The sequence below is a fragment of the Streptomyces sp. NPDC021020 genome, assembly GCF_044333285.1.
Classification (GTDB): Bacteria; Actinomycetota; Actinomycetes; order Streptomycetales; family Streptomycetaceae; genus Actinacidiphila.
This window is the reverse complement of sequence record NZ_JBIRQQ010000015.1, coordinates 39151-58072: the sequence shown is the minus strand read 5'-3', so window position 1 is coordinate 58072 and position 18922 is coordinate 39151. Positions and strand designations below refer to the sequence as shown.

General features: G+C 70.2%; 22 protein-coding genes. 9 read left to right on the top strand and 13 right to left on the bottom strand.

From position 1 onward, the window contains the following. Positions 1 to 22: 22 nt before the first annotated feature. Complete coding sequence (locus ACH4SL_RS34265; protein ID WP_398453358.1) at positions 23 to 292, bottom strand: hypothetical protein; 270 nt, start codon at positions 290 to 292, stop codon at positions 23 to 25. A gap of 686 nt (positions 293 to 978) precedes the next feature. On the opposite strand from ACH4SL_RS34265, the gene ACH4SL_RS34260 reads away from it, so the two are divergent. After that, a complete protein-coding gene (locus ACH4SL_RS34260) occupies positions 979 to 1200 on the top strand; it encodes a hypothetical protein (protein ID WP_398453355.1) in 222 nt (73 codons plus the stop codon). Between the two features lie 270 nt (positions 1201 to 1470). Here the strand turns inward: ACH4SL_RS34260 and ACH4SL_RS34255 are convergent, their stop codons facing one another. From ACH4SL_RS34255 to ACH4SL_RS34245, 3 genes are all read right to left on the bottom strand, one after another. After that, entirely contained in the window at positions 1471 to 1683 is a 213-nt protein-coding gene (locus ACH4SL_RS34255) for a hypothetical protein (RefSeq protein ID WP_398453352.1), read from the bottom strand. A gap of 164 nt (positions 1684 to 1847) precedes the next feature. Beyond that, complete coding sequence (locus ACH4SL_RS34250) at positions 1848 to 2870, bottom strand: hypothetical protein (RefSeq protein ID WP_398453349.1); 1023 nt, start codon at positions 2868 to 2870, stop codon at positions 1848 to 1850. A 785-nt stretch (positions 2871 to 3655) separates the two neighbouring features. Beyond that, positions 3656 to 4467 (bottom strand): IS5 family transposase gene (locus ACH4SL_RS34245; protein ID WP_398453346.1). Its coding sequence is split into 2 segments (ribosomal slippage): positions 3656 to 4141 and positions 4144 to 4467, totalling 810 coding nucleotides; the frame shifts between segments, so codons are not numbered across the junction. Between the two features lie 379 nt (positions 4468 to 4846). On the opposite strand from ACH4SL_RS34245, the gene ACH4SL_RS34240 reads away from it, so the two are divergent. Continuing rightward, positions 4847 to 5275 (top strand): hypothetical protein, encoded by a 429-nt coding sequence (locus ACH4SL_RS34240; protein ID WP_398453343.1) that lies wholly within the window; start codon positions 4847 to 4849, stop codon positions 5273 to 5275. Continuing rightward, entirely contained in the window at positions 5206 to 5739 is a 534-nt protein-coding gene (locus ACH4SL_RS34235; RefSeq protein WP_398453340.1) for a CPCC family cysteine-rich protein, read from the top strand. Before ACH4SL_RS34240 ends, ACH4SL_RS34235 begins: the two co-directional genes overlap by 70 nt. Positions 5740 to 6268: 529 nt before the next feature. On the opposite strand, the gene ACH4SL_RS34230 is transcribed toward ACH4SL_RS34235, so the two are convergent. Next, positions 6269 to 7234 carry a helix-turn-helix domain-containing protein gene (locus ACH4SL_RS34230; protein WP_398453337.1) on the bottom strand — a complete coding sequence of 322 codons (966 nt, stop codon included), beginning with the start codon at positions 7232 to 7234 and terminating at the stop codon, positions 6269 to 6271. Positions 7235 to 7348: 114 nt separating this feature from the next. On the opposite strand from ACH4SL_RS34230, the gene ACH4SL_RS34225 reads away from it, so the two are divergent. After that, entirely contained in the window at positions 7349 to 8377 is a 1029-nt protein-coding gene (locus ACH4SL_RS34225) for a saccharopine dehydrogenase family protein (RefSeq protein WP_398453334.1), read from the top strand. Between the two features lie 130 nt (positions 8378 to 8507). On the opposite strand, the gene ACH4SL_RS34220 is transcribed toward ACH4SL_RS34225, so the two are convergent. From ACH4SL_RS34220 to ACH4SL_RS34210, 3 genes are all read right to left on the bottom strand, one after another. Next, entirely contained in the window at positions 8508 to 8960 is a 453-nt protein-coding gene (locus tag ACH4SL_RS34220; protein WP_398453331.1) for an ATP-binding protein, read from the bottom strand. A gap of 5 nt (positions 8961 to 8965) precedes the next feature. Continuing rightward, positions 8966 to 9211 carry a hypothetical protein gene (locus ACH4SL_RS34215; protein WP_398453328.1) on the bottom strand — a complete coding sequence of 82 codons (246 nt, stop codon included), beginning with the start codon at positions 9209 to 9211 and terminating at the stop codon, positions 8966 to 8968. Between the two features lie 112 nt (positions 9212 to 9323). Next, the gene (locus tag ACH4SL_RS34210) at positions 9324 to 10064 is read right to left on the bottom strand and encodes a GntR family transcriptional regulator (RefSeq protein WP_398453325.1); all 741 of its coding nucleotides are present in this window, start codon (positions 10062 to 10064) and stop codon (positions 9324 to 9326) included. 81 nt (positions 10065 to 10145) lie between these two features. Here ACH4SL_RS34210 and ACH4SL_RS34205 point away from each other — a divergent pair, with 81 nt between their 5' ends. Then, positions 10146 to 11255, top strand: a complete 1110-nt coding sequence (locus ACH4SL_RS34205) for a DUF1152 domain-containing protein (RefSeq protein ID WP_398453322.1) — start codon at positions 10146 to 10148, stop codon at positions 11253 to 11255. Here ACH4SL_RS34205 and ACH4SL_RS34200 read toward each other — a convergent pair. Both ACH4SL_RS34200 and ACH4SL_RS34195 read right to left on the bottom strand, forming a co-directional pair. After that, positions 11224 to 11643, bottom strand: a complete 420-nt coding sequence (locus ACH4SL_RS34200) for a VOC family protein (protein WP_398453651.1) — start codon at positions 11641 to 11643, stop codon at positions 11224 to 11226. The genes ACH4SL_RS34205 and ACH4SL_RS34200 overlap by 32 nt on opposite strands. Positions 11644 to 11774: 131 nt before the next feature. Then, a complete protein-coding gene (locus ACH4SL_RS34195) occupies positions 11775 to 12422 on the bottom strand; it encodes a tetratricopeptide repeat protein (protein WP_398453319.1) in 648 nt (215 codons plus the stop codon). A 187-nt stretch (positions 12423 to 12609) separates the two neighbouring features. Here ACH4SL_RS34195 and ACH4SL_RS34190 point away from each other — a divergent pair, with 187 nt between their 5' ends. Next, positions 12610 to 13893: a glycosyltransferase gene (locus tag ACH4SL_RS34190; protein ID WP_398453316.1), complete on the top strand. Its 1284-nt coding sequence runs from the start codon at positions 12610 to 12612 to the stop codon at positions 13891 to 13893. Between the two features lie 61 nt (positions 13894 to 13954). Next, positions 13955 to 14389, top strand: a complete 435-nt coding sequence (locus ACH4SL_RS34185; RefSeq protein ID WP_398453313.1) for a hypothetical protein — start codon at positions 13955 to 13957, stop codon at positions 14387 to 14389. An 84-nt stretch (positions 14390 to 14473) separates the two neighbouring features. Here ACH4SL_RS34185 and ACH4SL_RS34180 read toward each other — a convergent pair whose 3' ends face one another. Beyond that, on the bottom strand, positions 14474 to 14644 hold the full coding sequence (locus ACH4SL_RS34180; RefSeq protein WP_398453310.1) for a hypothetical protein: 171 nt from the start codon (positions 14642 to 14644) through the stop codon (positions 14474 to 14476). Between the two features lie 155 nt (positions 14645 to 14799). Further along, complete coding sequence (phoU, locus tag ACH4SL_RS34175) at positions 14800 to 15480, bottom strand: phosphate signaling complex protein PhoU (protein ID WP_398453307.1); 681 nt, start codon at positions 15478 to 15480, stop codon at positions 14800 to 14802. 240 nt (positions 15481 to 15720) lie between these two features. On the opposite strand from phoU, the gene ACH4SL_RS34170 reads away from it, so the two are divergent. Continuing rightward, on the top strand, positions 15721 to 17004 hold the full coding sequence (locus ACH4SL_RS34170) for a sensor histidine kinase (RefSeq protein ID WP_398453304.1): 1284 nt from the start codon (positions 15721 to 15723) through the stop codon (positions 17002 to 17004). Next, complete coding sequence (locus ACH4SL_RS34165) at positions 17001 to 17681, top strand: response regulator transcription factor (protein ID WP_031525271.1); 681 nt, start codon at positions 17001 to 17003, stop codon at positions 17679 to 17681. The genes ACH4SL_RS34170 and ACH4SL_RS34165 overlap by 4 nt, the downstream gene beginning before the upstream one ends. 78 nt (positions 17682 to 17759) lie before the next feature. Here the strand turns inward: ACH4SL_RS34165 and ACH4SL_RS34160 are convergent, their stop codons facing one another. Continuing rightward, a complete protein-coding gene (locus ACH4SL_RS34160; protein WP_398453300.1) occupies positions 17760 to 18377 on the bottom strand; it encodes a DUF461 domain-containing protein in 618 nt (205 codons plus the stop codon). Positions 18378 to 18922 lie beyond the last annotated feature (545 nt).

The following is an 18922-nucleotide window of genomic DNA, read 5'->3' as shown; positions in this document are numbered from 1 at the left end:
ACCGCTATCCACCAACGGCGAGTCACCATACTTCATCTCCCAACGACTCAACAACCATCTTCATCGTCCGCTCCATCGTCGTTGCATTCCGCAACCGTTGATGGAAATCCGGGAATGTCGAAAGAGTGGCATCGGCATCTTCGAGCGATTTGCCTAGGGCAAGTTTAGATTCCGCGATCTTTTCTTGCATCTCCGCAATCTCGGCGCGTTCATCGACCGTCAAATTTGACTGAACCGACAACCGAAGGGCTTGAGATTCTATGATCAATACCGTAGATAGATGCTTGAGCATAACCAGACGCTGCCTAGTGAGTTGATCCTCTGACCTAGGAGATCGGAGGCAAGCTGCGCCTTCCTGTACAAACGAGCTGGCATACCCAAGATCGCAATTAGCCTCGCCATCCACTCGGACTGCATTATGAGTTCAAGCATTGGGGTGATCGTCACCACAGCAAGGCCTTGCACTGCAGTGAACTCGATCAAGTTAGGCCAATAACTCGCCACACGCTCTCCACGAAGCGCCCTGAGAGACGCGGGAACCGAGAAAGCAGCCATCGCCAGATAGGCAAGCCACAAGAGCGCCAAAAACAATCTAAACAAGCCAGGAGGTTGCCCCGGCTTCTCTCTCCACCGCCTCACGGATTCGCGCGCCTCAGCCATGATGCCTAGGGCGATAATGGGAAGAACCGTCGCGGCGGCGATCCAATAGTCTGCGGGTATTCCAGATTCTTCTGCTGCCATGTCGTAACCCCCTGAAAACTCGCGGTCGACTCGAAGAATCTTAGAACGCCTAACACAATGAGGTAGTCACCAGCAGGCAACGCACTGGGTGAGGTCTTCCGACAGGAAGATCGTGAAACGTCTCTGCGATCCAGTGACGGTCGCCTTGCTCAGCCGACGGCTTCGGGTCAACACCGACCGGCTCTGCGACGCGGCCGTCCTCCTCGAGACCACCGCCCGACCGGCAAAGGCCCTCACATGACCCAGCAGCCCCGGCACGACGACGAACGCACCCGCATCCGCGAGGCTATGGACCGCCTGGCCGTAAGGCCCACGGCCTCCGACGGCAGCCTCACCGGCGCCGCGCTCGCAGCCGAAGCCGGTGCCGACCGCATGGCCCTCATGAAGCGGCACGCCGACCTGAAGAACGCCTCCTATGAGCGCGTCCGCGAACCCGGGCAGATGCTGGAATCCGATTGACGGCTGCGGGAGACCGTCACGAAACTCCAGAAGACCCTCAGGGACCGGAGAGCGGAGATCGACGAGCTGCGTCAGCGAGTCACGATGCTGGCACTTGCCGGTGCCGTTCTCACCCGGCAGGCTGGCCATCGAACTGCGGTGGAAGACTCATCAGCCCCTGACAACGTGGTTCCGTTCTCACGAACCTGAAGTTTGGTGACGGCCCCGGATCACGCCTCTGCGAACAGGGGCACGCCGACGGGGCGTCGGCGAGGCCCCCCGGTGCGATCGTCAGGCGAAGTACGACGTGAACTCGGCGCGGGTGATCCGCCTGTCGCCGTCAGAGTCTGCTGCCCGGACGAAGTCGGCGAGCTTCAGCCCGCCGACGGTGCCGCCGTTGGCCATCCCATAGTCCCTCAGCTCGCTCAGCCGGATCTCACCGCTCGCATCGGTGTCGATCTCGTTGAACACAGCCTCGGCTTCGGCCGGCGTCATCATGCCCATTGCTCCTCCAGGGTTCGGGTCCGGGTACGGGAAGCACCCTTCTGTCCCAGCCCGCACGGCACAGGGCATGACACGCAGGCGACCCTGCGATTCACCGGATCGAGGAGCAGCCCACCAGCCCCGCCGCAATATGTCCTGCGGCCGGGGCCCTGCGGTGGCAGAAGCTACTTCGTGCACATCACGTACGCCTTGGCGACTCCGATGTCCATGCGGATGGCCCAGCTGTTCGGCGTGGTGGCGGAGGGCACGCTGGTGTTGACGGCGTCGGCGACCGCGCCGCTGCCCAGATGGGCGGGCTTGGAGTCGTAGCCGGCGCCGGCCAAGGTGGTGCCCTGCGGGCAGGTGGCGTACGCCGCCTTCGCCGGCTTGGACCAGTCGGAGGCGACGACGACGGGAGCCTGGTCGGAGTCCTTGCTGCACATCGCGTACGCCTGGGCCAGGCCCTTGTCCATCTGGACGCCCCAGGTGTTCGGCCTGGAGGAGGCCGAGGACGGCGCGTTGAAGTCAACCGCGTCGGAATTCGCGGTGTCGCCGGTGTGGGTGGGTTCGGAGTTGTAGCCGCCGCCGATGAGCGAGGTGCCCTGCGGACAGGTGGCGTACGCCGTCTTCCCCGGCTCGGACCAGCTGTCGGAGGCGACGACGACGGGAGCCTGGTCGGAGTCCTTGCTGCACATCACGTACGCCTTGGCCACGCCCTTGTCCATGCGGATGGCCCAACTGTTCGGCGTGGTGGCGGAGGGCACGCTGCTGTTGACGGCGTCGGCGACCGCGCCGCTGCCCAGATGGGCGGGCTTGGAGTCGTAACCGCCACCGATGAGCGAGGTGCCCTGCGGGCAGGTGGCGTACACCGCTTGCGCCGGCTTGGACCAGTCGGAGGCGACGACGACGGGAGCCTGGTCGGAGTCCTTGCTGCACATCGCGTACGCCTCGGCCTGACCCTTGTCCATCTGGACGCCCCAGGTGTTCGGCCTGGACGAGGCCGAGGACGGCGCGTTGAAGTCGACCGCGTCGGAGACTTGGCCGTTGCCCAGATGAGTGGGGTTGGAGTCGTAGCCGCCGCCGACGAGGGTGGTGCCCTGGGGGCACGTGGCGTACGCCGTCTTCCCCGGTTCGGACCAGCCGGACGTCACAACCAGGGGAGCACTGCCCTCGGCGGCTGCCCCAGTGCCGGGGGCCGCCAGAAGCACCGCCGGACTCAAGGCGGAGGCCAGGAGTACAGCAGCGGCGCGACGCAAGGGGCGGAATGCCATGTTCAGGGGCCCTTCGGTGAGGTGGGTGGTTTCCTCACCTTCTACAAGATCACGAGGCGAAATGGGTGTAGAAAAGGACCGAAGCCCCCCAAACGGACTGGAAGATGCCTGCGCAACTCCTCGTGTAGCTGAGCCAGCCTGGTTCCAGAGCGCACCTTCCCGCGGAGGACCCGTTTTCCGGGCACGCTACGCAACCAGCCCACGAAGCCGGTCCTGATCGCGTGGAGTGCAGCCTGTCACCCGTAAGGCCAGGGGTTTGTCACCCGCGAACCATCCCAGACTCGCGGTGTTGCGATCGGCGCAGGCTGGTGGGCCGTAGGTGTCTCAGAACGCCTAACACGATGAGGTAGTCACCAGCAGGCAACACACTGGGTGAGGTCTTCCGACAGGAAGATCGTAAAATGTCTCTGCGATCCAGTGACGGTCGCCATGTAGACCCGAGCTGTTCCTGCGGCTTGGAGTCCGGCGATGGCTTCACAAGTCCGGGCCGAGGCGTGACGCCCGTTTCGAGCATGACTTCGTGCCGCCACGACCAGATGCCCCAGAGCTGTTACGCAGGGGCCGTTTGGTTCAGAAAGACCTCGAAGTCCGCGCCTGCCTCCAGCTCGGCCAGGGACGCGCGGGCAGAGGCGCTGACGTCCTGGGACAGTGCGGATTGCAGGGTGTCTCGGTCCATGCGATCAGTTTGCCGGGTCAGTCTGTCGACTTGGGGTGAGTGCCGGTCAGGTCAGGGACAGCACTTGGCGATGGGTGATCAGGCAGCAGGCGAGCCTGAGGAAGGCTTCGTGGATGTCGGCCCGTCGTTCCCAGCGGGCGCGGAGTCGTTTGAAGCCGTGGAGCCAGGCGAAGGTGCGCTCGACCACCCACCGGTAGACGCCCAGGCCGCTGCCGTGGGGTGTGCCGCGTCGGGCGATGACAGGCAGGATCCGGCGGGCCCGGACCTGATCGCGGTAGACGTCGTGGTCGTAGCCTCGGTCGGCGAAGACCGACTGGGGCTTTCGGCGGGGCCGTCCCGGCCGGCCGCGGACAGGCGGGACGGCCTCGAGCAGCGGCATGAGCTGGGTGACGTCGTTGCGGTTGCCGCCGGTGAGGATGACCGCGAGCGGGGTGCCGTGGCCGTCGGTGATCAGGTGATGCTTGGAGCCGGCCCGTCCTCGGTCGACTGGCGACGGTCCGGTCTGGAGCCCCCTTTTAGGGCCCTGACGTGGCTGGAGTCGACGACCGCTCTTGACCAGTCGAGGCGGGCGGCGGCATTCAGCTCGGCCAGTAGCACCTCGTGTAGCCGTTGCCAGACGCCGGCCTTGTTCCAGTCCCGCAGTCGTCGCCAGCACGTCATACCGGACCCGAAGCCGAGCTCCTGAGGCAGGTGTTCCCACTGAATGCCGGTTTGCAGCACGAACAGGATCCCGCACAGCGCCTGTCGGTCCGGGACCGGCTTGCGGCCCGGGTACCTGAACCGCCTCTCCCGCTTCGGCAGCAGCGGCTCGATCCGCTCCCACAGGTCATCCGACACGATCCACGGCGAAGCCCCCATGGCCCGGACAACGCCGAACCCACCGACCGGACACGGCCACCAGGACCGATCCACCTCATTGTGTTAGGCGTACTTAGACCTACTCATCTTGATATTGCATGACATCGGCGACGACTGCTGCGCTCTCGCCGGTGGGGCGCGGTCGGACCCATCGGTCACATGAGAGGCTCCGTTCGCTCATCGGGAGCAAGCCAGCACAAGTTGGGCTTGATTTCGCCCTACTACTCTCCGCACACGGATACTCACACTCGAACCTATGGGGAGAGAGCGCACCAACCAGGACCTTGTGTGCGATGAGTGCCGCGACCCAGGCCAACCGGCGTACGGGCGGGGGACCTTGCCGCTGGATGTCGTGCTGTGCGACCGGTGTTGGAACCGGTTGGCCAACGACCTGGCCGAGATCAACGAAGCCACCGCCCCGCCAAGGCCCGAGCCAGACCCGGACGATGTCAAGTGGATCGAGCCCGAGGGGTGCCCCAAGTGCGGCATGGAGGTACGCACGGTGCCCACCAACTACGACCGGTGGGTGAGCCTCTCCACGGCGCCCGCGCGGGCCAAGGAAGTACCGCGGCGCTACCGGTGGCGCATCGTGACGAAGCCCGCGCGGCACTCGACCTACCCCGTCGCCAGGATCGCGGTGCGGGTGAGCGGGCTCGAACCGATGCCGGACGACATGGTGATACCCGCGCACACCGTCGAGTGCCAGCACCCCGCAGCACGGGCCAAGGTCGAGGAGGCATGGCGGGCGGACCGGGCCCGGCAGACGTGGTTGCCGCCCTCGGTCGAGGAGTACGAGGACGACGAGTAGCCGGCGTGCCCCGCGTGCCCGCTGCGTGCCCGTCTGAGGGGCGAACAAGGGGGAACCACGGGGAAATCAGTGGGCCGGACACCCCGAAGGCCCTACACGGGGCCGTACGAGGCCACGGTGAGGGCACCACACTGGTCTTCCAAACTAGGTTGCTCGCTGGCCACAAGATGGGTCCGATCAGGCACCATGTGCAGGTGACCGTGCCATTCATCAACAATCATGGGGTTCCAGAGGACGGCTCGGAACGCTGCCCGTGCTGTCGTCACGTGACACTCACGCACCGTGGCGGATTCGAGATGTGCCGAATCTGCGGCTGGGAGGACGACGGACAGGACGACCATGATGCGGATGCCGTCGCTGGTGGCCCCAACGGATCGATGAGCCTCGCTGAGGCGCGCCGGCGCTTCCGAAGCCGCGAGGCCTGCGATGGCCGGTGCTCGTCGTTCGCGAAGGACGTGGCGTAGCCGTATAGCACTGAAGTACAGCAACCACCCGAACCATCGCCGACCGTCTGTGCCTACTCGCAACCGCGAAAGAGCCGGTCTGACCGCCGCCGACCGTTCCGGCTAGAGCTACGGATCAGTGTCCGCAGCCTCTATAGCGGTTCCGCCGTCATGGGCTGGCCTGGCCGATCGCTTCGACCGGGTGGCGGTGGCCGGTGAGGGTGCGGCGAGACACACGCGCGCCTGGTCAGTTGTCTGTCCCGCCGTCGTGGCGGGCTGTCCTCGGCTGAGGCCCAGGCCAGGCCGCGTTGGTGTGACGCTCCGCTGATCAACTCTGGGCCGTCTCTGGGCCGTCCGAGGGTGCTCGGGGGCGGCCGATGACGACCGACAACGACTGCCGGGGAACGGCTCGTAGGCGTCCTGATCAGGGACGACGCAGGTGGCCGCGTCAGCCGGCGAGAGCCAGGGCAAGAAGTAGCCCGTCCCCGCTGTACGCGTGCCCCCTCCCTCCGTGGGAGGGGGCGTTCGCGTGTCCGGCGCCCCGCGAGGATCACGTACGGGACGGTCGCGCGCCCTGCGCGCCCGCGTGGAAGGTGCGGCGGTAGGTGTCGGGGGGGACGCCCACCACGCGGTGGAAGTGGCGGCGCAGAGTGGCGGCCGAGCCTAGGCCGGTCGCGGCGGCGATCGTGTCGATGCCGCGGTCGGTGGTCTCCAGGAGCTCCTGCGCGCGGCGGATGCGCTGGATGAGGAGCCATTGCAGTGGCGTCGTGCCCGTCACGGAGCGGAAGTGGCGGCCGAGGTTGCGGGAGCTCATGCGGGCCTGGCGGGCGAGGTCTTCCACCGTCAGGGGGCGGTCGAGGCGCTGCACCGCCCAGGGCAGCAGCTCGGCGAGGGGGTGGCGGCCCGGGGCGGTGACCGGGGTGCTGACGAACTGGGCCTGGCCGCCCTCCCGGTGCGGGGGCACGACCAGCCGCCGGGCGACGGCGTTGGCGACGGACGAGCCGCGGTCGAGGCGGACGAGGTGGAGGCACAGGTCCATGGCGGCGGCCTTGCCGGCCGAGGTCAGCACCCGGCCGTTGTCGACGTAGAGCACGTCGGGGTCGACCTCCACCCGCGGGTACAGCGCGGCCAGTTCGCGGGTGTGGGCCCAGTGCGTGGTGGCGCGTGCGCCGTCCAGAAGTCCGGCCGCGGCGAGTACGAAGGCGCCCGTGCACAGCGAGGCCACCCGCGCGCCCGCCGCGTGCGCGGCCCGTACCGCGTCGACCAGTTGCGCGGGCGGGGTCACGTCCGGATCCGCCCAGCCGGGGACGATCACGGTGTGGGCGGCCGCGAGCCGGTCGAGCCCGTGGTCGGGCTCCAGCAGGAAGCGGCCGACCCGCACCGGGGCCGCACCGCAGGTCTCCAGGTCGTACCAGGGCCCGGGGACGGCGTCCGGCGCCGAGCCGAAGACCTCGGTGGCCATGGACAGTTCGAAGTGCAGCATTCCCTCGCTGACGGCGAGCGCGACCGTGGTCATGTCCGGAAGTGTACGCGTGATGTCGTTCCGGACACTCGTCGCCGTGCGTACCGCCCGCCAGGGTGGTCGTAAGGGGCGCCGCCGCGCGGTGGCGCGTACGGAACGGGAGAGCTGATGGAGACGCAGCGGAAGGTCGCGGTGTTCGGTGCCTACGGGCACACGGGACGCTTCGTGGTGGCGGAACTGGCCCGCCGGGGCTTCGCGCCCGTGCCCGCCGGGCGGGACGCGGCGCGCCTGGCGGAGCTGGCGGCCGGGCTCGGCCTCGGCGAGGTCCGCCCGGCGTCGGCGGACGACCCGGCGGCCCTGGACCGGGCGCTCGCCGGGACCGCCGCCGTGGTCAACTGCGCGGGCCCCTTCGCGGCGACCGCGGGCCCGGTGGTCGAGGCCGCGCTGCGCGCCGGGATCCCCTACGTGGACGTGGCGGCCGAGATCGAGGCCAACCACGACACCTTCGAGCGCTACGCGGACCCCGCGAAGGCCGCGGGTACGGCCGTCGTCCCCGCCATGGCCTTCTACGGCGGCCTCGGCGACCTGCTCGCCACCGTCGCGATGGGCGACTGGACGTCCGCCGACGAGGCCCATGTCGCCTACGGCCTGAGCGGCTGGCACCCCACGCCCGGCACCCGCGCCTCCGGCACCGTCTCGCACGAGCGGCGCGGCGGACGCCGGGTCCGCTTCAGCGGCGGGCGGCTCGCCTACCACGACGACCCGCTGCCGGCCGAGACGTGGGATTTCCCCGGCCCGCTCGGCCGCCGCGCGGTCGTCGCCGACTTCACCATGGCCGACTCCGTCACCATCCCGCGCCACCTGCTCGTCCCCGAGGTGCGCGGCTACATGACGGTCGAGGCGGTCGAGGAGCTGTCCTCCCCCGACACCCCGCCGCCCGCCCCGGCCGACGAGCACGGCCGCTCCGCGCAGACCTTCGTCGTGGACGTCGAACTGCGCCGCGGAACGGAACGCCGCCGGGCCACCGCGAGCGGCCGTGACATCTACGCGGTGAGCGCGCCCCTCGCGGTGGAGGCCGTGGCACGGATCCTCGACGGCCGTACGAAGACGGTCGGCGTCGCCTCCGCGGGCGAGATGTTCGACGCCGCCGACCTCCTGCGCGCGCTGGCCCCGCACGTGACGGTGGACCTGCCCTGACCCCGTAGCCACCTTCTCCGGAAGGTCCCCAGGGCCGCTCGGGTGACGCTCAACGACGTCGACCCGGCGACCTGCCCGGCGGCGCGACGGGGCGAGGCCCGTACAGCTCATGGGGTGAGTTGGCGATGGCTCACTTCGGCCAGGTGCCGGCCATGACGAAGGACACGACCGTCCCGCCGTGGTCGCCGGGCCCTGCGTGCCATGAGTCGGTGAGCATGTCCACCAGCCACAGGCCGCGGCCGTGTTCCGACTCCTCGGCGTGCGGTCGTTGTCCGACTTTCTCGGGGGCTCCCGGGTTGTGCACCTCGACGTGGAGGTCCGTTCCCTCACGGCGCCACAGCAGGTGGACGCGCATCCCCTCCTCGGCCTCACCGTGGACGATCGCGTTGGTGACCAGTTCCGAGATCACGAGTACGCAGTCATCCATCGAGCAGGTCGGTTTGTGCGGTTCCAGGAAGAAGCGGAACCACCGTCGTGCCCTGCTGACGGCTTCGGGTACGGGAAGGAGCGTCATCGTGCCGCATGGCTCGTCCGCGCATGACGCACTGAGGAGCCCGTCGTCCAGCTCATCCCACTCCGCCACGCGAGCTACTCCTTGTCCACGTCGGTTGCAGCTCGGGCGGTGGGGTCGTCAGGTGAGGCGCTGATTTCGTTTGCCGCGGCAATGCGCTGCCAGGCCGCGAAGACGTTCATCACCTCGTGTTCCGGGGCGTGGGTCAGGTCGAGCAGGAACCGCCGGACCATGACAGGGCTGGCGAGCGCGTCATGGATGCGGGCGATCGTCCACAGGCTGTGGGGGCCCGGCGTCGTCGGTGTGCAGGCGGAAGAGGGCATGGGCTTCCTCGCAGGGAGTGCTGACGTCTCCTCAAGTGGCATTGGCCACTTGGTGGATAGTGGCATTAGCCACTTGCGTTACGCAAGCGGTTCGCTACGGAAAGCGTCGCACTCACGTCAGCGGGTAACCCTGCTCGAAGGCCCAGCGGTCCGGCGGATATGTCGCCTCGGCGAACTCCAGCGGGTGATCCTGCAGGTCGTAGACGACGTGGTGCACGACCAGCACGGGGGATCCCTGCGGGAGTTCGAGGTCGGCGGCCTCTTCCTCGGTCGCGGTTCGGGCGCACATCCGGTCCTCGGCGTAGCTGCCCTGGCGTCCCGTCTCCCGCTCCACGTACAGCAGCGTTCCCTCCGTGATCCGTTCGGCGTCCAGCAGCTTCGGTGCCCGGCGGGTGACGTCCGCGGTGAACCACGAGGTGGACAGGGTGATCGGCCCGGAGTCGTTGTTCGTCACCCTTCGACGGCGAACGACCCTGTCGCCGGGGCGCAGTTGCAGCGCGTCGGCGACGTGGTCCGGAGCCTCCTGCCAGCCTGCCGAGGTGATGACGGCGTACTCCCCGGGGGTGTAGATCCGCCCGGTCTGGCGCGCTCGTCCGTACAGCTCGCGTGCCCGGCGATTGACGTCGAGGTTGCGAACGTACGTACCCGACCCCTGGCGCTTCTCGACGAGTCCCTGGGTGCGCAACGCCTCCAGCGAGCGTGCAGCGGTAGGCCGCGAGACGTCCCAGTCCGACGCGAGCTGCCGTTCCGAAGGCACCTCGTCGCCCGGACGCAGGTCGCCGCGCAGGATCTGGTCGCGGATGTAGTGCGCGATCTGGAGGTACTTGGGCTGGGCCTCCTGGATCTGCGGCATCGGCTCTCCTTCGGTGAGGTGTCCAAGCGTCAAGTGGCTATGGCCACCAGCCACTATAGGGTCAGGGCCTACGCTGGCCGCGTGACACGGGTGTTGGTGGCAGCCGGGGGCGGGGGCGACGCTGTTGCTGCCGCGGTCGTGGACGCGGCCTTGCGCGGGGAGCGGGAGCCCGCCGTCGTTCTTACGTATGCGTGGGAGCGGCTGATCGTCGATCCCGTGCCGGGGCCGCGGAAGGCCGGTGACTTCGCCGGACTGCGGCGGTTCACGGGGAGTGTGTACGCGGTCGGGCCCGGCTCGCGAGCCGTCGCACCCGCCGGGTCGACCTTGCCGCGGCTCGCCGCTGAGCTGCCGCACACCTTCGCACTGCTCGAACCGCACCACGGGGTGGACGGGATGGTGCGGCAGATCCGCGAGGTGGTGGGGGCCGTTTCGGCGGAGGGCGTGGATGTGGTCGACGTCGGAGGGGACATTCTCGCGCGGGGGGACGAGGTCGGGCTCAGGAGTCCGCTGGGGGACGCGCTCGTGCTGGCCGCATGCGCCCGCCTCGACGTGGACGTACGCCTGCTCGTCGCCGGGGCGGGGCTGGACGGGGAGATCCCGGCGGAGGATCTGCGTCATCGCCTGGGGGCGGCGGTTCATACGCTGACGGCCGCAGACGTCGAGCCGGTCGGGCACGTACTGGAGTGGCATCCTTCCGAGGCGACCGGCATGCTCGTGGCCGCCGCCCGGGGGGCGCGGGGGGTGTGCGAGGTACGGGACGCGGGGCTGCCGATTCCGCTCACGGACGACGGGGGCACCGTCTACGAGGCGGACCTCGGCGATGCCCTCCGGCGCAACGCGCTCGCCCGGCGGCTGCTGCACACGACCAGCCTGGACGAGGCCGAGCGGTGCAGCCGCGACGTGTGCGGCTTCTCGGAGATCGACTACGAGCGGCGCAAGGTGCTCCGGCTCGCCGAGCGGCCGCACCGGAGCCTCACCCCGGACGAGGTTCTGCCGCGGCTCGACCGCTTCGAGGCGGAAGCCCGCGCCCGCGGCGTCACGCACACCACCTTCCGGCGGCTCACCGAGGCGCTCGGCTACCGGGGCGCCCAGCGCGAGGCCCTGCGCGCGATGCTCGTCGCCGCTCGCCCCGGGCGGTACGCCGCCCCGCTGTGGCGGGTCAGCCGATCTCCTGGGCCAGGGCGACGATGATGCCGGACGGGCCGCGGAGGTTGCAGAGGCGGTAGGCGGTCTCGTACTGGGTGACCTCGCCGAGGAGTTCGGCGCCGTGCGGGCGCAGGCGGGCCAGGGTGGCGTCGAGGTCGTCGACGGCGAACATGACGCGGTGGACGCCCAGGGTGTGCGGGGCGGGCGGGGGCGTGGGGATCGGGGCGGGGGAGTGGAAGGCGGTGAGTTCGAGCTTGCCGTGGCCGTCGGGGGTGCGCATCATCGCGATGGTGGTGCGGACGCCGTCGAGGCCGAGCATCTGGTCCGGGCAGGGGCCCGAGAGCTCCGCCTCGCCCTCCAGCTCCATGCCGAGCGCGGTGAAGAAGGCGACGGCGGCGTCGAGGTCGTCGACGACGATGCCGATGTTGTCCATGCGCTGAATCGTCACGGGGTGCTCCTGTTCGTCGAGGTGTCCGTCGAGGTGTTCGTCGAGGCGGGCGGCGGTCCGGCCACCTACTCGTACCCCGGGGACGGAGCCGGCGCCGGGTTCTCGACACGAGGGACCTAGGAGCCGATGGCCGTACGGGCCTCCTCGACCCACCCCGACACCGCGTCGGCGCCACAGCTCGCCGCCACGGATGCGGCCTCGTCGAGGTGGCGGGACGCCGACGACAGGTCGCCGGACTCGGCCGCGAGGTGGGCGAGCGCCACGAGGCCCGCGGCCTCGCCCGGGGCGAAGCCGATCTCCCGGCGCAGGGTCACCGATTCGGTCAGGCGCTCGCGGGCCCGGTCGAGGCGGCCCGCTTCCTGGTCTGCGAAGCCGAGGTGGCGGATGGCGTAGGACATGGTCCTCCGGTCGCCGGCGGATTTCGCCAGCGCGTAGGACCGCTCGAAGTACGGCGTGCAGGTGGTGCCGTCGCCCTTGACCACCTGGTGCCAGCAGCCGGTCCAGAACAGCGCCTCCGCCTCGCCCGCTGCGTCCCCCAGCCGCCGGAACAGCTCGGCCGCGCGCTCGAAGAGCGCCGGCTCCCGGGGATCCTCCGTGTGGTCGTTCAGGAAGCGGATGTGCAGCACCTTGCCCCGCGCCAGGGCGAGCGGCGCCTCGACCGCGTCCAGTACGTCGTCGGACCGCCCCAGCGCGGACGTGTCCCCGCCGAACATCGCCGCCTCGAACAGCTCTCCCGCACGCGCGGTCCAGTCCTGCCCCTGCATACGTCGGCTCCTCCCCGTCGGACGATGGCAGCGCCGAGGCTATCCCCCCGCCGTACGGGGGACGGTGTGCGTGTCAGTTCCGGTGGGGGGCGGTGGGGGCTCCACCATCGTGGGGGTCGACTCGTCAGCTACGGATCGCGGGAGGGAACATGGCCCGTCGCAGGACCGGGAACCGTGGCGGCGGCCGGTGAGCCGCAAGGGCGGCCGGAGCACCCCGCGCGTCTCCGTCTTCACGCCCAGCCATCAGCCGCGTTACCTCGACGACTGCCTCGCCTCGCTGCGGCGGCAGACGTTCGCCGACTGGGAGTGGGTCGTGCTGCTCAACCAGGGCGCGCGGTGGCGGCCGGAGCGGGCGGACGAGCGGGTACGGGTGGAGGTCGCGGACGAGGTCAGGGGGGTCGGGGCGGCCAAGCGGCGGGCGTGCGCGGCGACGCGGGGGGAATTCCTGGTCGAGCTGGACCATGACGACGTGCTCGCGTCGGACTGCCTCGCGCGGATCGTCGAGGCCTTCGACGCCGACCCGGACGCCGTCCTCGTCTACAGCGACTGCGCCCAGATCCAGGCCGACGGCAGCGCCGACACCTCCCGCTTCGACGCCGCCCACGGCTGGGAGTACGAGGACGCCGAGGTCGACGGCCGCGCCGTGCTGAGCCTGCGCTCCCTCGCGCCCGTCCCGCACAACGTCTCGTACATCTGGTACGCGCCCAACCACGTACGGGCCTTCCGCTTCAACGCCTACGACAAGGTCGGCGGGTACGACGCGGAGCGGGACGTCCTCGACGACCAGGACCTGATGTGCCGGCTCTACCAGGCCGGGCCCTTCCGCCACATCCCGCGCTGCCTCTACCTCCAGCGGGTGCACGCGGACAACACCCAGAGCGACCCGGAGACGAACGCCCGCATCCAGCGCGAGACGGTCACCCTCTACGACCGCCACATCGAGGGCAACGCGCTCGCCTGGGCGGAGCGCGAAGGGCTGCTCGCCCTCGACCTCGGGGCCGCGCACGGCAAGCCCGCCGGGTATCGCGGGGTCGACCGGCGCCCGGGGGAGGGCGTGGACCTCACGGCCGTGCTGCCTGGGCCGCTCGACCTGGCGGACGGCTCGGTGGGGGTGATCCGCGCGGTGGACTTCCTGCCGCACGTGCCGGACAAGACCGGGCTGATCAACGAGATCCACCGGCTCCTCGCGCCGGGCGGCATGCTGCTGTCCCGCACCCCGAGCACGGACGGCCGCGGCGCCTTCCAGGACCCGGCGCACACGGCCTTCTACAACGAGAACTCCTTCTGGTACTACACGGACGACGCCTTCCGCCGCTACGTCCCGGGGATCACCGCCCGCTTCCAGACGTCCCGCCTGGTCACGTACCACCCGACGCCCTGGCACGAGGCGCACCGCATCCCGTACGTGGCCGCGAACCTCGTCGCCGTGAAGGAGGGCGCCCCCCGTTTCGGCGGCCCGCTCCGGGTCTGACGCCCCGCGGACGTGGCAGACTCGGCCGCGCCGGACACGCGCAGACCACCCCGGGGGGGACATGGCCGACTTCCGGGTACGCAAGCGCCGCACGCTCGCCGTCGTCGCCGCGCTCACCGGGGCGCTCGGCATCTACGGGCTGTACTACGTCTCGCCGTACGGCGCGCACGACCGTACGGCGGCCGGTTACGAGGACCGGATACGCGCGCAGGTGCGGGCGCTCGGGGACGTGGCGATCACCTCCGGGCGGCACGAGGTGGGCGGCAACCGGTGGGGGAACGGCGGTGAGTGCGGCTACGTCGTGACGCTGGAGGTCAGCACCGCGCTCCCGGCGGACGCGGTCGAGGACGGGCTGCGGGCCCGGCTGGGCGCGCAGGGTCTGGAACCCGTCGACGAGACGGTCACCCCCCTGGGCGGAAGCGGCGCGCGGCACCGGCTGCGGATCGTGGTCGGCATCCTCGGCGAGGGCGGCAGCCTCGACCTGCGCTGCGGCTGAGCGGCACGCAAGACGCACCGCGCCCCCGCGGCCGGGTCAGCGGCGGCGGGGGCGGCGATACGTCAAGGGCAGCGCGTCAGCGGCTCAGCAGGTGCAGCCGCTGCACTGGCAGGGGCCACCGGACTGGCAGCCGCAGCCGCAGCCCGAGCCGCAGCCGCACGCGGCGACCAGCGGGAGCGGGATACGCAGCGGGGCGGCGGCGGTGTCGGGGGCCGACGGGTCGCGTACGGGCGTGGGCGTGGGGGTCTCCGGCATCAGTGCACCCTCCTCGGGCTTGGCCTGCCCTCCAGTGAAACGGCGCCGCCCCGGGTTCATCAAGGGCGCACTAGTGCACCCCGCCCCCCGCCGCGCGCCCCGCACGCCCCCGGTCCGCGAACCCGCGAACCCGCGGACCCGCGGCCCCGTACGCGCTACGCCGACTCGACGTCCGTCGGGATCGGCGGCAGCGCGCCCACGTGCTCGCCCGTCACCAGGTAGACGACGCGCTTGGCCACCGACACCGCGTGGTCGGCGAAGCGCTCGTAGTAGCGGCCGACCAGGGTGACGTCCACGGCCGTCTCGATGCCGTGCTTCCAGCGGTCGTCCAGCAGGTGCTGGAAGAGGGTGCGGTGCAGTTCGTCCATGCGGTCGTCGTCGGCCTCCAGCTGGAGCGCGTCGTCGACGTCCTTGGTGATGATGACCTCGGCGGCCTTCGCCATCAGGCGCTGCGCGAGCTGGCCCATCTCCAGGATGGTGCTGTGCAGGTCCTGCGGCACCGCGGAGGCGGGGAAGCGCAGCCGGGCGAGCTTGGCGACGTGCCGCGCCAGGTCGCCGGAGCGCTCCAGGTCGGCGCTCATCCGCAGGCTGGTCACGACGATCCGCAGATCGGTCGCCACCGGCTGCTGGCGGGCCAGCAGGTTGATCGCCCGGGTCTCCAGCTCGCGCTGGAGGTCGTCGACCTTCTCGTCGGCACCGATGACGCTCTCGGCGACGTTGAGGTCGGCGTCGAGCAGCGCGGTGGTGGCCCGGCCTATCGCCGAGCCGACGAGCCGGGCCATCTCGACGAGGCCGTCGCCGATGGAGTCGAGTTCCTCGTGGTATGCGTCCCGCATCGCGTTCCTTCCAAGAGCTTCTTCATGAGCTTCCGTGAGCTGGTGAGCGGTCTGTACACACGGTGCACGGGCCGGCACAAGAGGCTTCTCCTCCACGCTCCACGCTCGTGGTCCACGGAATACCCGCCGCGCACCCGGAGTGAATCACCTCCTACGTGAAGGTGAACTCTTGGCAACGTGCGACCGAGAGCTATCTCTCAGGGTTGTCGAGCGCTTGCGCGGGCCACCTAACCTGGAGCCATGGACGTGAACGCGGCAGTCGCCGCAGCCAGCGCGATAGCCGGTCTGGCGACCGGTGTCATCGCCGTGCTCGCGTTCCGCTGGAGCGAGCGGGAACAGGCCCGCCCGACCCGTACCGCACTGCACACGGAAGCCGTGCTTCCGCCCGGCGTGGACACGGTGCTCTCCGTACTGCGGTCCTCCGCGGTCGTCCTGGACGAGGGCGACACGGTGGTCAAGGCCAGCTCGGCGGCATATGCCCTCGGACTGGTGCGCGGCGGCAGGCTCGCCGTCGACCAGATGCTGCAGATGGCCCGCGAGACGCGGCGGGACGGCGAGATACGCCAGGTGGAACTCGACCTTCCGCGCCGCGGCGCCGGACGCGGCGAAGGCCTCGCGGTGTCCGCCCGGGTGGCACCGCTGGGCTCGCGCCTGGTGCTGCTGCTCGTGGAGGACCTCACCGAGGCCCGGCGGATCGAAGCGGTCCGGCGGGATTTCGTCGCCAATGTCAGCCATGAGCTGAAGACCCCGGTCGGGGCGCTCTCGCTGCTGTCGGAGGCCGTCATGGACGCCTCGGACGACCCCGAGGCGGTGCTCCGCTTCGCCGGCCGAATGCAGGTCGAGGCGACCCGGCTCACCAGCCTGGTGCAGGAGATCATCGACCTCTCCCGGGTCCAGGACGACGACCTGCTGGACGACGCGGAGCCGGTCGCGGTCGACGACCTGGTCGCCGAGGCGATGGACCGCTGCCGCCACCAGGCCAACACCAAGCAGATCACCATGGCCACCGGGAACACCCCCGACCTCTTCATATGGGGCAACCGGGGCCAGCTCGCGGCGGCGCTCGGCAATCTCGTCGAGAACGCCGTCAACTACAGTCCGGCCCGCACCCGGGTCGGCATCGCCGGACGCCGTATCCCCGCCGGGGGAGGGGATCTCATCGAGATCTCCGTCACCGACCAGGGCATCGGCATCTCCGAGAAGGACCGCGAAAGGGTCTTCGAGCGCTTCTACCGGGTCGACCCGGCGCGCTCGCGGGCCACCGGCGGGACCGGGCTCGGCCTTTCCATCGTCAAGCACGTCGCCGCCACCCACGGCGGCGAGGTCACCGTGTGGAGCGTCGAAGGACAGGGCTCCACCTTCACACTGCGGCTTCCCGAGGCCGGGATCGCCCGCGACCGCGCGCTCCCGCCCGGCACCGATCCCGATGCCGAGGCGGACGCGGAGCCGGCCGACGAGCCGTCGGACGAACAGCTCTTCCAGACCCTCCCCGAACACATCCCCGCTCCGGAGGTCCTTCCGTGACCCGCGTACTCGTCGTCGAGGACGAAGAGTCCTTCAGCGACGCGCTGTCGTACATGCTCCGCAAGGAGGGTTTCGAGGTCGCCATATCCGCGACCGGGCCCGACGCGCTGGACGAGTTCGAACGCAACGGCGCCGACCTGGTCCTGCTCGACCTGATGCTGCCGGGGCTGCCCGGCACCGAGGTGTGCCGCCAGCTGCGGCTCAAGTCCAATGTCCCGGTGATCATGGTGACCGCCAAGGACAGCGAGATCGACAAGGTCGTCGGGCTGGAGATCGGCGCCGACGACTACGTGACCAAGCCCTTCTCGTCGCGGGAGCTGGTCGCCCGCATCCGCGCGGTGCTGCGCCGCCGCGGCGAGCCCGAGGAGATCTCCCCGGCCGCGCTGGAGGCGGGGCCGGTGCGGATGGACGTGGACCGGCACGTCGTGACGGTCGGCGGCGGCAAGGTGGACCTCCCGCTCAAGGAGTTCGACCTGCTGGAGATGCTGCTGCGCAACGCCGGCCGGGTGCTGACCCGTATGCAGCTCATCGACCGGGTGTGGGGCGCGGACTACGTCGGCGACACCAAGACCCTCGACGTCCACGTCAAGCGGTTGCGCGCCAAGATCGAGCCGGACCCGGGCGCCCCCCGCTACCTGGTGACGGTCCGCGGCCTCGGCTACAAGTTCGAGCCGTAGACCGCGGGCGGTACGGAGAACGTGTAAGGGGCTCGCGCCCATGGCGCGAGCCCCTTACACGTGGCAATAGGCGCGGCCTTACGAGGTCGCGGTCGCCGTGTCCGACGGGCTCGCGGTGTCCGTCGGGGTGGCGGTGCCGCCCGGCGTCTCCGTCGAGGTCGCGGTGTCGGTCGGGGTCGGGGCCTCGGTGGTCGGCAGCGAGCCCGGACCGTACGGCGCGAAGTAGCTCGCGGCCGGCAGGACCTGGATCTTCACGGGGACCTGGCCGGTGCCGCTGAAGGTGAACACCGCGTTCTGGAAGCTGCCGTTCTGCAGCTGCTCCTGGCCGCCGTTGACGACCCCGCTGGGGTTGCCCTTGCCGCCGACGAGCACGGTGCCGTGCGCGGGGACGGTGATGCTGCCCGCGCCGTCCGCGCCGGACAGCTGCGCCGACGGGCCGCTGACGATGTTCACGCTGTCCAGCGTCTGGGGGCTGTCGCCGTTGTTGAACAGCCGGGCGGTGACCGCGGCCGGGCCGTTCGGGTCGGTCAGGACGAAGGCGTTCTGCACCTGGATGTCGCCCTTGGACCCGGCCGGGTTGTCCGGCTTGACCTTCAGGGTCTCGGCCTGGTTCCCCGCGGCGCAGGCGGCGAGCGAAGCGGCTGAGAGGGCGACGACGGCGGCGGCGAGGGCGCCGCGTCGGAAGCTGCGGACCACGGCGGCGGCATCTCCTATGACTCGGACTGACGGCCCGGCCGGCTGTGGCGGGCAGCCGGCTTGGCAGGCTCGGACGATCTTCCAGCGGCCTAAGATTACCGAGCCCCGGTATCGGCCGCGCACCGGGTGTCCCCTCGGTGACAGTCCCTCACCCGAGCGGTCGTGTACGCGGGTCGCGGGGTGGCCGAAACCCGACGTCATCGGGTCCTCGTCCGGTACACGCGCGCAACGTGCCCGCAATGTATTCCGGCATTACCACGGTGTGATTACCGGGGGGCCGACGTGACGCGGCGGGCCGGGGGGATTTCCGTGATCGCTGGACAATTGGATCTTCAGTCGCGCCTTCCGTGCCGTGAACCCGAACGGAGTAGCGAAGATCCACTCGTCCGGGAGCGACAAATCCGGACGTATCGCCCGGTGTTCGGCGGTCGTCCCGGCTCCGGCGGCGGTGATTCCGGGTCCCCGCATACCCGCTCCGACCTGCGAATACCGGGTGTCCGTGGCACCCTCCAGCACGTTCCAGGGGCGCTTGTCAAGCCCCGAGA

Excerpts from the sequence above, each read along its gene's own strand:
- ACH4SL_RS34170 (WP_398453304.1), top strand. The coding sequence starts at position 15,721 with ATGGACGTGAACGCGGCAGTCGCCGCAGCCAGCGCGATAGCCGGTCTG.
- ACH4SL_RS34265 (WP_398453358.1), bottom strand. The coding sequence starts at position 292 with ATGCTCAAGCATCTATCTACGGTATTGATCATAGAATCTCAAGCCCTT.
- ACH4SL_RS34210 (WP_398453325.1), bottom strand. The coding sequence starts at position 10,064 with ATGCCGCAGATCCAGGAGGCCCAGCCCAAGTACCTCCAGATCGCGCAC.
- ACH4SL_RS34215 (WP_398453328.1), bottom strand. The coding sequence starts at position 9,211 with ATGCCCTCTTCCGCCTGCACACCGACGACGCCGGGCCCCCACAGCCTG.
- ACH4SL_RS34255 (WP_398453352.1), bottom strand. The coding sequence starts at position 1,683 with ATGGGCATGATGACGCCGGCCGAAGCCGAGGCTGTGTTCAACGAGATC.
- ACH4SL_RS34195 (WP_398453319.1), bottom strand. The coding sequence starts at position 12,422 with ATGCAGGGGCAGGACTGGACCGCGCGTGCGGGAGAGCTGTTCGAGGCG.
- ACH4SL_RS34200 (WP_398453651.1), bottom strand. The coding sequence starts at position 11,643 with ATGGACAACATCGGCATCGTCGTCGACGACCTCGACGCCGCCGTCGCC.
- ACH4SL_RS34225 (WP_398453334.1), top strand. The coding sequence starts at position 7,349 with ATGGAGACGCAGCGGAAGGTCGCGGTGTTCGGTGCCTACGGGCACACG.
- ACH4SL_RS34260 (WP_398453355.1), top strand. The coding sequence starts at position 979 with ATGACCCAGCAGCCCCGGCACGACGACGAACGCACCCGCATCCGCGAG.
- ACH4SL_RS34185 (WP_398453313.1), top strand. The coding sequence starts at position 13,955 with ATGGCCGACTTCCGGGTACGCAAGCGCCGCACGCTCGCCGTCGTCGCC.
- ACH4SL_RS34180 (WP_398453310.1), bottom strand. The coding sequence starts at position 14,644 with ATGCCGGAGACCCCCACGCCCACGCCCGTACGCGACCCGTCGGCCCCC.
- phoU (WP_398453307.1), bottom strand. The coding sequence starts at position 15,480 with ATGCGGGACGCATACCACGAGGAACTCGACTCCATCGGCGACGGCCTC.
- ACH4SL_RS34230 (WP_398453337.1), bottom strand. The coding sequence starts at position 7,234 with ATGACCACGGTCGCGCTCGCCGTCAGCGAGGGAATGCTGCACTTCGAA.
- ACH4SL_RS34235 (WP_398453340.1), top strand. The coding sequence starts at position 5,206 with ATGGCGGGCGGACCGGGCCCGGCAGACGTGGTTGCCGCCCTCGGTCGA.